Origin of the sequence: Curtobacterium sp. YR515 (assembly GCF_900113095.1) — a bacterium.
Classification (GTDB): domain Bacteria; phylum Actinomycetota; class Actinomycetes; order Actinomycetales; family Microbacteriaceae; genus Curtobacterium.
In genome coordinates, this window is record NZ_FOOD01000004.1 from 250,366 (window position 1) to 264,551 (window position 14,186).

The 14,186-nt window shown below is 71.7% G+C and carries 7 protein-coding genes and 1 pseudogene; all 8 read left to right on the forward strand.

Annotated elements, in window-relative coordinates; genetic code table 11:
* The first annotated feature begins 46 nt into the window (after positions 1-46).
* On the forward strand, positions 47-955 hold the full coding sequence (locus BM028_RS12565; RefSeq protein WP_092386960.1) for a hypothetical protein: 909 nt from the start codon (positions 47-49) through the stop codon (positions 953-955).
* A gap of 3 nt (positions 956-958) precedes the next feature.
* Entirely contained in the window at positions 959-1,780 is an 822-nt protein-coding gene (locus BM028_RS12570) for a PP2C family protein-serine/threonine phosphatase (protein WP_070416284.1), read from the forward strand.
* Positions 1,781-1,909: 129 nt separating this feature from the next.
* On the forward strand, positions 1,910-3,322 hold the full coding sequence (locus tag BM028_RS12575; protein ID WP_071296246.1) for a serine/threonine-protein kinase: 1,413 nt from the start codon (positions 1,910-1,912) through the stop codon (positions 3,320-3,322).
* A complete protein-coding gene (locus BM028_RS12580; protein ID WP_092386961.1) occupies positions 3,319-9,171 on the forward strand; it encodes an Ig-like domain-containing protein in 5,853 nt (1,950 codons plus the stop codon). The genes BM028_RS12575 and BM028_RS12580 overlap by 4 nt, the downstream gene beginning before the upstream one ends.
* Positions 9,172-9,240: 69 nt before the next feature.
* Positions 9,241-10,212: an AAA family ATPase gene (locus BM028_RS12585; protein WP_070416281.1), complete on the forward strand. Its 972-nt coding sequence runs from the start codon at positions 9,241-9,243 to the stop codon at positions 10,210-10,212.
* A gap of 140 nt (positions 10,213-10,352) precedes the next feature.
* Complete coding sequence (locus BM028_RS12590) at positions 10,353-11,624, forward strand: DUF58 domain-containing protein (protein WP_254789566.1); 1,272 nt, start codon at positions 10,353-10,355, stop codon at positions 11,622-11,624.
* Positions 11,621-14,119, forward strand: a complete 2,499-nt coding sequence (locus tag BM028_RS12595) for a transglutaminaseTgpA domain-containing protein (RefSeq protein WP_092386962.1) — start codon at positions 11,621-11,623, stop codon at positions 14,117-14,119. The genes BM028_RS12590 and BM028_RS12595 overlap by 4 nt, the downstream gene beginning before the upstream one ends.
* Positions 14,116-14,184, forward strand: a pseudogene (locus tag BM028_RS18890) (zinc-ribbon domain-containing protein); the annotation flags it as partial. The gene BM028_RS12595 and the pseudogene BM028_RS18890, both read left to right, overlap by 4 nt.
* Between the last annotated feature and the right edge of the window lie 2 nt (positions 14,185-14,186).

The following is a 14,186-nucleotide window of genomic DNA, read 5'->3' on the forward strand; positions in this document are numbered from 1 at the left end:
GGACAGGATCGTCTACGGTTGTCTCGACCACGCTTGGAGGGCTCGGGTGCGCGACGACGACATCGACGACACGGTCGTCCGTCGACCCCGCACCGCCGCGTCCCACGAACCGGTGCACGCGTCAGTGGACGACCCGTTGGGCGACACCGTGATCCGTCCGGTCCCGCCCGTCCCCGGTGCATCCCGACTCCCGGGCGCTCCGACCGCCGACTCGGTCGACGACACGGTGATCCGTCCGGTGCCGCCGTTGCCGGCCGCGCCGGTGGTGCGCGGCGTCTCGGAAGCGCAGGACGTCGACGACACGGTGATCCGTCCGGTGCCGCCCGTGCCGGGTGCGCCTGCCGCTCCGGCGACCGGTTCCCTCGACGACACGGTGCTGCGGCCCGGTCGCGCGCCGCGCCCGGAGGGCGGCTCGATCGACGACACCGTGGTCGGGGCCCGGACGCACCCCACCACCCAGGGCGGGACGCCCGTCGGGGGCGAGCCGCGCCTCCCGTCCGACGTCCCCGCACCGACGACCAGGGTGCCGTCCGTGCGGATCGGCGACCGCGTCATCCGACTCGACCACCCCGTCATCGTCGGCCGGCGGCCCGCGCTGCCGCGGATCCTGCGCGGTCCGGCTCCCGAACTGGTGTCCGTCCCGTCGTCGAGCGGCCAGGTGTCGTCGTCGCACGTGATGCTGCACGCCGAGGGCGAAGCCGCCGTGGTCGACGACCTCCGGTCCACCAACGGGACCGTCGTGCGGCCCGCCGGGTCGGCGCCGTTCCGGATGCCGGCGGGTGCGTCGAACGTCGTGCTGACGGGTACGGTTGTCGAGATCGGTGACGGCAACGTGATCGAGGTCCTCTCGCCACACCTGCGGGTCGCACCGTCGTCGAGGGACCTCCCACCCCTTCCCACGTGGCCGACCGACCCACCCGCCGGCACGCCCCGAACCCCCAGAGAGCGATCCTGAAACGTGACCGAACTCGGCCGAGCAGCGACTGCGCACGCCATCGACGTCCCCGGTGCCGACGGCGCCACCCTGACGCTCTCGTGGGGAGCCGCGACCGACGTCGGTCGGCGCCGTGACCACAACGAGGACAGCTACATCGTCGGGGCGCCCTTCTTCGTCGTCGCCGACGGGATGGGCGGCCACCTCGCGGGCGACCGTGCGAGCGACGCCGTGGTCCGCCGCCTCGAGCAGGCGACGGAGAGCGCGTTCACGACGCGGCAGTCCATCCAGCGGGCGCTCCTGCTCGCCACCGCCGACATCGAGCGCGCAGCGGGCGGCAACGCGATCGGCGCCGGGACGACCGTCACCGGCATCGCGCTCGTCGCCGCGCAGGGACAGCCGGCCGCGCTCGTCTTCAACGTCGGCGACTCCCGGACCTACCGGATCGAGGGCGGCGTCCTCCGACGCGTCACCGTCGACCACTCGGTCGTGCAGGAGATGGTCGACGCCGGCCTCCTCCGCGCCGAGGACGCCGAGCGGCACCCGGACAGCAACGTGATCACCCGGGCCGTGGGCTTCGGCGAACCGCCGGAGCCGGACTGGTGGACCCTGCCGCTCCGTGCGGGGGACCGGTACATCGTGTGCTCGGACGGGCTCACCAAGGAACTCGGCGACGCCGGCATCGCCCGGATCGCCGCACGCGTGCCGGCGGCGCAGGACCTCGCCGAGCGTCTGGTGGGCGACGCGGTCGTCGCGGGCGGTCGGGACAACGTGACGGTCGTCGTCCTCCAGGTGGACGACGCCCCGGACGACGGCGACGTGGAGGACACGCTGCCGCGGCACTGAGTGCCCCCCGAACTGGGGGACGGGTGACCTCGGGCTGCGCGCAGTGTGCGGAATGTCGGTCACCCACGGTTCGTACAATGGCATGGCCGTGACGAGAGAGCTGGCCGCTCGGCCGGGGAGGAGGGGACGATGGCGCGACGCCTGCCGTCCACCCCGCCCGTCATCGCGGGCTTCAGCCCCGTGCACGTCCTCGGTTCCGGTGGCTTCGCGGACGTCTTCCTCTACGAGCAGGACATGCCGCGCCGGCAGGTCGCCGTGAAGGTCCTGCTCGACGAGGTCGTGGACGACCGCGTCCGGCAGATGTTCCAGGCCGAGGCGAACCTGATGGCGCGACTCAGCACGCACCCGTCGATCCTCACGGTGTTCCAGGCGAGCGTGGCCTCCGACGGCCGGCCGTACCTGGTGATGGAGCTCTGCTCGTCATCCCTCAGCGAGCGGTACCGCCGCGAGCCGATCCCCGTGTCCGAGGTCCTCGCGATCGGCATCCGCATCGGATCCGCGCTCGAGACCGCGCACCGTGAAGGCGTGCTGCACCGCGACATCAAGCCGTCGAACATCCTGCTCACGGCGTACGGCAACCCGGTGCTGTCCGACTTCGGCATCGCGGCGACCATCGGCGAGGCCGACCCCGACGAGCCGATCGGCATGTCGATCCCGTGGTCCGCGCCCGAGGTGCTCATCGACGAGTCCCGCGGCACGATCCAGTCCGAGGTCTACTCGCTGGCGGCGACGGTCTTCTCCCTGCTCGCGGGCCGGAGCCCCTTCGAGGTCCGCGGCGGCAAGAACGGCGCGGCCGACCTCATGGGGCGCATCGACAAGGGCGGTGTGAAGCCCACCGGGCGGACCGACGTCCCGCCGTCGCTCGAGCGGCTGCTCGCATCCGCGATGTCGCGCAAGGTCGCCGGTCGGCCGTCCACCGTCATGGAGCTCGTCCGTGGGTTCCAGCAGGTCGAGGCCGAGCTCGGCATCCCGCAGACCTCGGCGGACGTCGCGGTCGAGGCGTGGGCCGTCGCGACGCCGACCCCGCACGGTGACCGGACGATGATCCGCGAGCTCCAGCCCCCGACCCGCGTGGGTGCACGTCGTCGCACGCGCAAGGCGCTGCAGGGCGGATCGGCGGGGGCCGCGGCGCAGAGCGTCGGCACCGTCCACCGCACCGGCTCCGTCACGCGCGCCCGCCGCCGCACGCGGTCGACGTTGGTCTGGGCGACCTCGATCGCGGTCGTGGTGGTCGCCGCACTCGCCGTCGCCACCGTGCTCGTCATCGGTCGCCTCGGCTCCGGCGCGATCCCGGTGGTCGCCGACGTGCGCGCCGAGCCGTCCCCGTCGTCAGTGACCTTCACCTGGGCCGACCCGGGCCTGCGCACGGGGGACACCTACGTCATCTCGTCGAACGGTGCGGCGAGCCAGCAGACCGGCACCAGCTTCGTCGTCTCGGGTCAGAAGGGCGACGAGGAGTGCATCGCCGTCGCGGTCAACCGTGACGGCAAGACCGGGGTCGCGAGCGCCCAGAAGTGCGCCACGATCGGGAGCGCCGGGTGATCCGGGCGTTCCTCGCCAAGCACCGGTCCGCAGCGGTGACGGTCGGCGCCTCGGTCGTCGTCGGCGCGGTCGTCGCCACCGCGGCCATCGCGTCGACCGGGTACCACACGCAGCGGGTCGACCTCGGTGACGGCACCGTGTGGGTGCCGTCCGCCGAGTACGGTGCGGTCGGCCGGGCGAACACCGGGGTCCTGCAGCTCAACACCGCCGTCGAGACCGCGAGCGACGACCTGTCCGTCCTGCAGCGCGGCTCCACGGTCTACAGCGTCGACGAGACGAAGGGCACGGTCGCGAAGGTCGACGTGGCCGACGCCACGGTGGCCGACCCGGTCACGCTGCCGGCCGGGACGCCGCAGGTCTTCTTCGCGGGTTCCACGGCGGTCATCGGCAACGGGGACACCGGCGAGCTCTGGGCGACCCCGGCGAAGGACCTCGGCGAGTTCGACGCGTCGACGAAGGCCGACCTGACGCTCGGCGCCGACGCCGTCTTCGACGCCTCGGACGACCACGTCGCCGTCTACTCGCCGAAGACCGGCACCGCCGCACTCGTCGACGTCGGCACCACGCCGACGGTCGCGAAGCGGTGGACGGTGAAGATGGACCGCGCCGACGACTTCCAGGTCGCGTCCTTCGGGGACCACCTGGCCGTGCTCGACCGCAGCTCGGGCCGGATGTCGGTGGACGGTCGCACGGTCGACCTCGGTGACCGCGTCGGCAGTGCGCCCGCCCTGCAGCACTCGACGGACAGCTCGTCCGAGGTCGTCGTCGCCGGCACCGCCGGACTGGTCCGTGTCTCGGCATCCGGCGACGTCAGCAGCACTGCGATGCAGGTCTCCGGTCGTGCTGCACGACCGATGGTCGTCGGCTCCTGCACGTACGCGGCGTGGGCCGGCGGGCAGGCGATCGACACCTGCAAGGGTTCCGGGCTGCAGCGACTCGCGAGCACCGCGGGCACCGGTGACCTGCAGATCCTGCACAACGGCGAGACGGTCGTCGCGAACGACCCGCAGAGCGGGCGCTCCTGGGCGATCGACCGGAGTGGACAGCTCATCGACAACTGGGCCGACCTCATCAAGAAGGACGAGGACCAGCAGCAGGAGCAGGTGTCCGACGACGACCCCGAGGTCGAGAAGGACCAGAAGCCGCCGGTGGCGGTCGACGATGACCTGGGCGCTCGTCCGGGACGCACCACGAGCCTCCCGGTCCTGCTGAACGACTACGACCCGAACGGCGACCCGATCGTCGTGAGCGAGGTCGGGAAGATCGACGACGCCGTCGGCGACGTCGCGATCGTCGGCGACGGCCAGCGCCTCCAGATCACGCTGTCCGGCCGCGCCACCGGGACCGTCTCCTTCCCGTACACGATCACGGACGGCAACGGCGGGTCCGACACCGCCACCGTCCGGGTGACCGTCCGCCCCGACTCCGAGAACGACCCGCCCCGACAGGTCCGCGACACCTCGGCCGACGTCGTGCAGAACGGGCACGTCGTCTCGAACGTGCTCGGCGACTGGGTCGACCCCGACGGCGACCCGGTGTACCTCAAGTCGGCGACCGCGGCCGACGGCGACCGCGTGTCGACGACACCCGACGGGCTGCTCGACTACCGGAACGCGAGCGCGCGGACCGGCGACCGTGCCGTGCAGCTCGTCGTGAGCGACGGGCGTGCGGACGGTCGGGGCTCGGTCACGGTCCACGTGGCGAAGCAGGGCAGCGTGCCGCTCTACGCCGACCCGTTCCCCGTGCAGGGGTACGCGGGCAAGGCGTTCACGGTGGACCCGCTCGACCACGTCCGCGGCGGGAACGGCACCGTCACGCTCACGAGCGTGTCGTCGTCGACCGGCCTCACCGTCACCCCGAGCTACGACTCCGGCACGTTCCGCGTGCAGGGCGCCGGCGCGGGGGACCACCAGCTCGAGTACACCGTGACCGACGGCACGAAGACGACGAGCGGCATCGTGCGGGTCACGATCCTCGCTCCGCCGGACGCCTCGACCGCGCCGATCACGACGCCGAAGACCGTGTTCGTCAACACCCTGTCGACGAAGGACACCGACGTCACCGCCACCGACATCGACCCGGCCGGCGGCGTGCTGCTCGTGACCGCGCTCGACGGTCCGGGCAGTGATTCCGGGGTCGAGGCGAGCATCCTCGACCAGCACACCGTCCGGGTCACGCTCACCGCGCCGCTCGACGGTCCGGTCTCCTTCGGCTACACCGAGACGAACGGACTCGCCTCGGCGACCGGCACGATCACGGTCGTCGAGATCCCCAAGCCGGACCGGATCCAGCCGCCCGTGGCGCAGCCGGACACCGCGACCGTGCGGGTCGGCGACGTGGCGAACATCGACGTGCTCGACAACGACACCCAGCCCGAGGGGGAGCCGCTCACGCTGCAGCCCGACCTCGTGCAGAACGTCCCCGGCGACGGTGGCCTGCTGTTCGTCTCGGGCGACCACCTGCGGTACCTCGCCCCGAAGACCCCGGGCAACTACACCGCCGTGTACCGGGTCGCCGGGCCCGACGGCCAGTACGCCGACGCGACCGTCTCGATCTCGGTGCGCGAGCAGGACGCCGCGACGAACAACCCGCCTGTCCCGCAGACGGTGACCGCGCGGGTCGTCGCCGGGCAGTCCGTCAGGGTGTCCATCCCGTTGAACGGGATCGACCCCGACGGTGACTCGGTGCAACTCGTCGGTGTCGCCTCGAACCCCGACAAGGGCTCCGTCGCCGACGTGTCGTCCGACTCGCTGACGTACGAGGCCGGCGACTACTCCGCCGGCACCGACGAGTTCACGTACACGGTCGTCGACGCGCTCGGCGCCCGTGCGACCGGGACCGTACGCGTCGGCATCGCGCCCCGTGCCGAACAGGCGTCGAACCCCGTCGCCGAAGCCGACCACGTGACCATCCGGCCGGGCGGCTCGGTCACCGTGCGGGTCCTGCAGAACGACTCCGACCCCGAGGGCGGGCAGCTCACCGTCACGAAGGCCGAGCCCACCGCCGAGTCGGTCTCCGCCAAGATCCTGCAGAAGCAGCAGATCCGGGTCACACCGCCGAAGACCGCGAAGAACGGCGACTACGCGGTGCTGTACACGGTGACGAACGAGAACGGCGGAGCGAGCACGGCCTTCCTCACCGTCACGGTCGACCCCGACGCCCAGCCGCTGCGGCCCGAGGTCGACGACACCACGCTCGACCTGCAGGACATCCTGCACCGGCAGAGCGTCACGGTCGACGTCCTCGAGAACGTCTTCTTCGCCGAGGGGACCACGGCCGACCTGAAGGTCGGTGTCGTCGACGGCTACGGCGACAACGCCCGCACCACCGACGACGGGCGCATCGTCGTCCGGCTCTCCGACGACTCGCAGGTGATCCCGTTCTCGGTCGCCCGCGTCGACCACCCGGACATCGTCTCCTACGGGTTCATCCACGTGCCCGGCTTCGACGACGCCCTGCCGCAGGTCAACCGGACCGCCGGTGCGATCACGGTGAAGAGCGAGGCGACGGTCCGGATCCCGCTGTCGAAGTACGTCGTCACAGCGAACGGGCAGACCGCGAAGATCACCGACCGCGGCACGGTGAAGGCGACGCACGCGAACGGGCAGAGCCTCGTCGTCGACTCCTCGACGCTGCAGTTCACCTCGTCGAAGCTCTACTACGGCAACGCCTCCATCTCGTTCGAGGTCACCGACGGCTCGAACGCCAACGGCGGCAAGGGACGCGTCGCGACGCTCGTGCTGCCGGTCAAGGTCACGCCCCGGTCCAACCAGCCGCCGGCGTTCACCGGCTCCGCCGTCGACATGCAGCCGGGGGAGTCGCGCACGATCGACCTCAGCAAGCTGACCGACTACCCGTACCCGCAGGACCTCCCCGAGCTCAAGTACTCCGTCGTCAGCAAGCCGAGCGACGGCACCACCGCCACGATCAGCGGGCAGAACCTGACGATCAAGGTCGCCGACACCGCGAAGAAGAACACGACCGCCTCGATCGGCATCGGGGTCGCCGACGACGCCAACGCCGGCCGGTCCGGGGTCGTGAGCGTCGACGTCGTCGCCTCGACGCGGCCGCTCGTGCAGCCCGGGGCGGACAAGTCGGTCACGAAGCGTGGCCAGACGACCACGATCGACGTCCTCGCCAACGACCAGCCCACGAACCCGTTCCCTGGCCAGCGGTTGCGCGTCGTGAACATCCGCGGCCTCGGCGGCGGGCTCCCCGGTGGCGTGACCGTCACGCCGAGCGCCGACAAGTCGCGGCTGCAGGTCAGTGTCTCCGACAGTGCGAAGCCCGTCGACACGCACCTGCAGTACCAGGTCGCCGACGCCACCGACGATCCGGACCGGTACGTGTGGGGCGACGTGACGATCTCGGTGCAGGACGTCCCGGACGCACCCGGTGCTCCCACCCGCACCGGATCGTACGAAGGCGGGCAGGCGACCCTGACGTGGTCGACGCCGCAGGCGAACAACTCGCCCATCACCGGCTACCGACTGCAGGGCACGAACGGGGTGTCGAAGGACTGCGGGACGGCGACGGTCTGCACGATCAAGGGGCTCGACCCGAAGGGGTCGTACCAGTTCTCCGTCGTGGCCACGAACGCCGTCGGCGACTCGGCCGCCTCCGCGAACTCCGCGCCGATCAGCGCCGACTTCGTCCCCGCGCCGCCCACCGGCATCAGCGTCACCCCGAGCAAGAGCACGCCGAACCAGCTCGACGTGAACTGGAACGCAGTCGCGGCGCCGAACAACGGCAGCGCCGTAGACAACTACGTCGTCTCGATCGAGGGGCCGGATCTATCGACGACACGCAGCACGGGTACGGCCACGAACACCTCCTTCACGGGGGCGCAGAGCGGGGCGCAGTACACGGTGACGGTGTCCGCCCGGAACGGCGCCGACCGCAACGGGACCGTGGTGCAGTGGAACTCGGCGTCGGCGACCGGCTCCGCCGTCGGCGCACCGACGGCCCCTGGGAACCTCAGGGCGACCGGTGAAGAGTCCGGAAATTCGACGGCCGTCTCCGTGAACTTCTCGCCGGCGAATGGAAATGGCAGCGGAATCCAGGCGTACTGGTTGTTCCGGCTCCCCAGTAAGACCTTCGATTGCAAAGCTGTGCGTGCACAGGACGCAACGAAGACCGCGGGCGCGGGAGCCTCCGGCTTCTCCGACATGCCAGGCGGCGAGGGAGACGTGTACTACGCGGTGGTCGCAGTGAATGGACTCGGCTTCTGCGCGGCCAGCGTCACCGGGCCGGTTTCGTCGTACACGTCGCCATCTTCGGCGTCGGCACGTGTCTCGCTTCCGCCGACTTCGGATCGGGACGGCAACTTTCCAGTTGTGGTCTCCGATATCCGTGCGGTCGGCGGCACTGCGACCTTCTTCAAGGTGAGCCTTGAGGCCGGGACGAGCACGACGACCGACGGTTCAGACGTGACCTTGTACCCGAGCGCTTACGGCAGCGAACTCGGCGTGACCATCGAAGCTTGCAGGCTGCCCGACGGCGGCGGTACATACTGCGCTGATCCAACGAAGGTGGGTAGCGCGATACCCGTCGCCACCCGCGCGACTGCCGAGAATCCGCAGGCAGACAAAACACTGAAGGTGATTGCCCCGGCCAACACCGGCAACCATGACATCAGGTACTCGATCTACATTTGCACCGGATCGGCGCTCGAATTCTTGGGGTGCCCGACGAGTGGTGCAGACGGACGACCGTACGCGGATGGGTCCACGATCCCCTCGGACGGGAAATCGATCACTGTAGTCGCCCGAGTAGATGGAAAAACTGATGCTGCTCCAGTCGAGCAGGATGTGGCTGCGGTCGCGCCATCCACGCCGCCGAGTACATAGCCTTGGCTTGCCGCCACCAGGCCATAGCCTGCCCATAACGCCATCCCCGAGAACGAGGAACGACACCGCATGAGCATGACCCCGGAGCAGGCCACCTGGTTCGCCGACGTCGCAGGCCGCATCGTGACCAACGTCGAGCAGGTGCTCCTCGGGAAGACGTTCGTGATCCGCCTCGCGGTCACGGCGATGCTCAGCGAGGGGCACCTGCTGCTCGAGGACGTCCCCGGCACGGGCAAGACGAGCCTGGCGCGGGCGATGGCCCAGAGCGTGCAGGGCTCGACGAACCGCATCCAGTTCACGCCGGACCTGCTGCCGGGCGACATCACGGGTATCAGCGTCTACGACCAGAAGACCCAGGAGTTCGACTTCCACCGGGGCCCGATCTTCTCGAACATCGTGCTGGCTGACGAGATCAACCGTGCGAGCCCGAAGACCCAGTCGGCCCTGCTCGAGGCGATGGAGGAGTCCGCCGTCACGGTCGACGGCGTGAACCACCGACTCGCGGCGCCGTTCATGGTGATCGCGACCCAGAACCCCGTCGAGCAGGCCGGCACGTACCGCCTGCCGGAGGCCCAGCTCGACCGCTTCCTCATGAAGGCGTCGATCGGGTACCCGGACCACGCCGCGACGGTGAAGATCCTCGAGACGTCGTCGGCGCCGTCGAGTTCGGTGCCGCTCGCGAGTGTCGTGCCCGCGGCGACGATCACCGAGATGGCGACGCTGGCGCGCTCGGTCCACGTCGACCCGGTCATCGCCGACTACGTGGCCCGACTGGTCGACGCGACCCGCTCGGCGAGCGAGGTCCGGCTCGGCGTCAGCGTCCGCGGTGCGATGGGCCTCATGCGCGCCTCCCGCGTCTTCGCGGCGTTGGCCGGTCGCCACTACGTCACGCCGGACGACGTGAAGGCACTCGCGGTGCCGATCCTCGCGCACCGCCTGGTCCTCGACGCCGAGGCCGAGTTCGACGGCGTCAGCGCCACGAGCGTCATCGCACAGCTGCTGGTCGAGACCCCGCCGCCGGCGGACCGGGCCGGGTCGTGACCGACCGCCGGCCCGTCTCGACGCGCTCGCGCCGTCCGTCCTCGACGCGGTCGCGTCGAGGCACGACGGCCTACGAGCGCACCGGGACGGTCGCCGGCCTCACGAACGTCCGGACGCGCCTGGTGGGCGACCGTGACGGCGTGGCAGCGGACGCGGTCGTCGGTCTCGCCAGGGCCTGGTCGACGGCCTGGAGGCTCGTCAAGCGTGGGTGGGCAGAGGTCTCGTCCGTGGTCACCGGCCTCGGGTGGACGGTCGCGGCGCTCACGCTGGTCGCGTTCGTGCTCGGCTACCGGTTCGGCCTGCGCGAGGTCGTCGTCGTGGGCTTCGCGGGGGCGCTCCTCGTGGTCGTCGCTGCGGTCGCGCTCATCGGCCGTTCGCGGCTCGTGATCCGGATGCGCCTGCCGCAGCACCGGGTGGCGGTGGGCGATGCCGCCGGCGTGGTGGTCACGGCGGAGAACCCGGTGCGGTTCCCCTCGGTCCCGACGACGGTCGAGGTGCCGGTCGGGTCCGGGCTGGTGGACGTGGCGATCCCGTCGATCGGCCCGCGCGGCACGTTCGAGCGCGAGGTCCCGGTGCCGACGGTCCGGCGCGGCGTGCTCGACGTCGGTCCGGTGACCGGTGTGCGAGCGGACCCGGTCGGCCTGGTCCGACGCGAGATCGTCTGGACGGCCCGGGAGCAGGTCATCGTGCACCCGCGGACGATCGCGATCCCGTCGACGAGCACCGGCCTGGTGCGGGACCTCGAGGGGCAGGCGACGACCGACCTGTCGCCGTCCGACATCGCCTTCCACGCCATCCGGGAGTACATGCCCGGTGACGATCCCCGCACGATCCACTGGAAGTCCACGGCGAAGTCCGGTGCGCTGATGGTGCGCCAGTTCGAGGACACCCGCCGGTCGCACCTCGTTGTGGCCCTCGGCCTCTCACGTGCCGAGTTCGCCGACGACGAGGAGTTCGAGCTCGCGGTGAGCGCAGCGGCGTCGCTCGGCGCACGCGCGATCCGCGACGGCCGCGAGGTCACCGTGGTGGTGTCGGAGCGGACGCCGGAGTTCGCCAAGCGCCCCGTGTACGCCGTGCACCCGCTGCCCACCGTGACGCCCACCCGCCTGCTCGACGACTTCGCGTCCGTCGGACTCGCCGACGCCTGCCTGCCGATCGCCGAGGTCGCGCGCATCGTCGGCACCGACACCGCGGGCATCTCCGTGGCCTTCCTGGTGGTCGGCTCGACGGTCGAGCTGCCGGCGCTGCGACTGGCCGCGACGCGATTCCCGGTCGGCGTCGAGGTCGTCGCGGTGATCTGCGAGCCCGAGGCCCAGCCCCGGTTCCTGCGTGTGGCGGGCCTGACGGTGATGACGATCGGCTACCTCGACGACCTCCGCCACGCACTGCACCGATCGGCGTCGGCCGCATGAGCGTCGCAGCGGGCCCGGACACCCGGGCACGGAAGACGGTCCGGCGCGATGCCCGCCGTGTCGCCCGCCGCCTCTCGCCCTTCCGGCTGGTGGGTGGCACGCTCGCGGTGTGGCTGGTCCTCGCCGTCGCGAGCGTCGCCTGGTGGCCCGTCTACCGCGACGACGCCATGATCGTCGCCGCCGTCACCGCGGTGGTGTTCGGCACGCTCGTCGCGCTCCTGGGCACGGTGTTCCGGCTGCCCACCGCGGTCGTCGCCGTCGCCACGGTCGCAGCGTTCGCGCTCACCGGCGTGCCGGCAGCGGTGCCGGGCGAGGCGAACGGGATCCTGCCGACCGGCCAGGGACTCGTCGACCTGTTCGCCGGCGTCGCCCTCGGCTGGAAGCAGCTGGTGACCATCAGCCTGCCGGTCGGCTCCTACGAGTCGTTGCTCGTGCCGTACTTCGCGACGTTGCTCGTCGCCACGGTGACCGGCGTGAGCGTGGCGACCCGCGCCTCCAGGCAGGAACTCGCCAGCATCCCGGCGCTGGTGGTCTTCGCGGCCGGTGTGGTCGTCGGACCCGGTCGGCTCGACACGTCGATCGTGACGGCCGTCGCGCTCACCGGGATCGCGCTGGTGTGGGCGCTGACGGTGCGGCACGCACGGCGTGCCGTGGCCGTCGCGACGACCATCGGGTCCCGCGTGCCGGTGGCGCGTTCGGTGATCCGGCCGGCGCTCGTCGGGACGGGGACCATCGTCGCCGCGGCGGTCGTCGCGACCGGACTGGGGCTCGTCGCTCCGCCGTCCGTCGGCCGGACCGTCGCCCGGACCGACGTGGTGAAGCCGTTCGACCCGCGGGACTACGTCAGTCCGCTCAGCGGCTTCCGCGCCTACGAGGAGGACACCGCGTCGAACACGCCGCAGCTCACGGTCACGGGGCTGCCGGAGAACGGGTTCGTCCGGATCGCCACGCTCGACACCTACGACGGGGTCGTCTACCGCGTCGGCGGGTCGGACGGATCGACGGCGTCCGGGACCTTCGAGCGCGTCCCGACCTCGGTCGACGTCCGGGGCGTCGAGGGGACGACCGTGCGCGTCGGCGTCCGGGTCGACGGGTACAGCGGGGTGTGGCTGCCGACGGTGGGTGACCTCGAGCGGGTCGACTTCACCGGGTCCGGGGCCGAGCAGGAGCGTGGCGCGTTCTTCTACAACGGCTCCACCGCGACCGGAGCGGTCGTCGGTGGTGTCGGTGAAGGAACCCGGTACGACCTGACCGCCGTCGTGCCGGACCAACCGACGGACGAGCAGCTCGCGTCCGCACGCCCGGGGAGCGCCTCGGTGCCGACGCCGCGGTCGGTCCCCGACGCGGTGCGGGACACCGTGGACGCCTACTCCGACGATGCCGGCACCGACGGTGCGAAGCTCGTGGCGATGGTGCAGGCGCTCAAGCGCAACGGGTACGTCAGCCACGGCGTCGGCGACGACCGAGCGAGTCGTTCCGGGCACGGTGCCGATCGCATCCAAGAGCTCCTGACGTCGCCGCTGATGATCGGCGACCAGGAGCAGTACGCCGCCGCGGCGGCGCTGATGGCGGACCAGCTCGGCTTCCCGGCGCGCGTGGTCATGGGGTTCACCGCCGGCGGCGACGCGGGCGGCGGAGCGGGCCGGAGCGCGACCTCGGGCGGGACGACGACGTTCCGCGGGTCCGACGTCACCGCGCGGGTCGAGGTCGACACGGCGCAGTGGGGGTGGGTCATGATCGACCCGAACCCCGCCGTCCGTGAGATCCCGGACGAGCAGCAGCAGACGCCGCAGCCGGTCACGCGCCCGGAGACGGTCGTGCCGCCGCCCCCGGCCGAGCAGCAGGACCAGTCGCAGCAGGCGCCGCCGCAGAGCGACCGCAACACGCCTCCGGTCCAGCCGCTCTGGCTGCAGATCCTGCTCGCCGTGCTGCCGTGGGCCCTCGGGGTGCTGGGGCTCGCCGCGCTCGTGCTGCTGCCGTTCGGCGTCATCGTGCTGCTCAAGCGGATCCGGCGTCGTCGCCGGCGCCGAGCCCCGACGCCACGTGCCCGGATCGTCGGGGCGTGGGACGAGTACCGCGACGCCCTGGTCGACCGGGGTCACGACGTCGCTCGGGCAGCGACCCGACGCGAGGCCGTCGTGGGAGCTCCGGGGGAGGGCGGCACCGGACTCGCGGCGTTGGCCGACCGGTCCGTCTTCGGGCCGAGCGAGGCCGACGGCACCGCTGCCGACCGGATGTGGTCGGCGACGGACGACGCGATCACGAGCCTGCGGGCCGGCCGGACCCGCAAGGAACGGATCCGCGCGGCGGTGTCCCTGCGCTCGCTCCGCGTCGTCGACGCCACCCGGTCTGCGCGGGCATCGGTCGCCTCCGCGGTGACGGTCCGGGGCCGACGCTCCACAGGTGGCCAGGGAGCCGCTGGAGGGCGCGACTACGATGGCGTGCAGGCCGGCGAGCGTCGTGGACGGCCGAGTGAGGACAGGCGGAACACGTGATCAGATGCGAACACTGCGGATCGACGCTCCCGGACGGAGCCATCTTCTGCGGTGAGTGCGGACGCGC

Excerpts from the sequence above, each read along its gene's own strand:
- BM028_RS12575 (WP_071296246.1), top strand. The coding sequence starts at position 1,910 with ATGGCGCGACGCCTGCCGTCCACCCCGCCCGTCATCGCGGGCTTCAGC.
- BM028_RS12585 (WP_070416281.1), top strand. The coding sequence starts at position 9,241 with ATGAGCATGACCCCGGAGCAGGCCACCTGGTTCGCCGACGTCGCAGGC.
- BM028_RS12595 (WP_092386962.1), top strand. The coding sequence starts at position 11,621 with ATGAGCGTCGCAGCGGGCCCGGACACCCGGGCACGGAAGACGGTCCGG.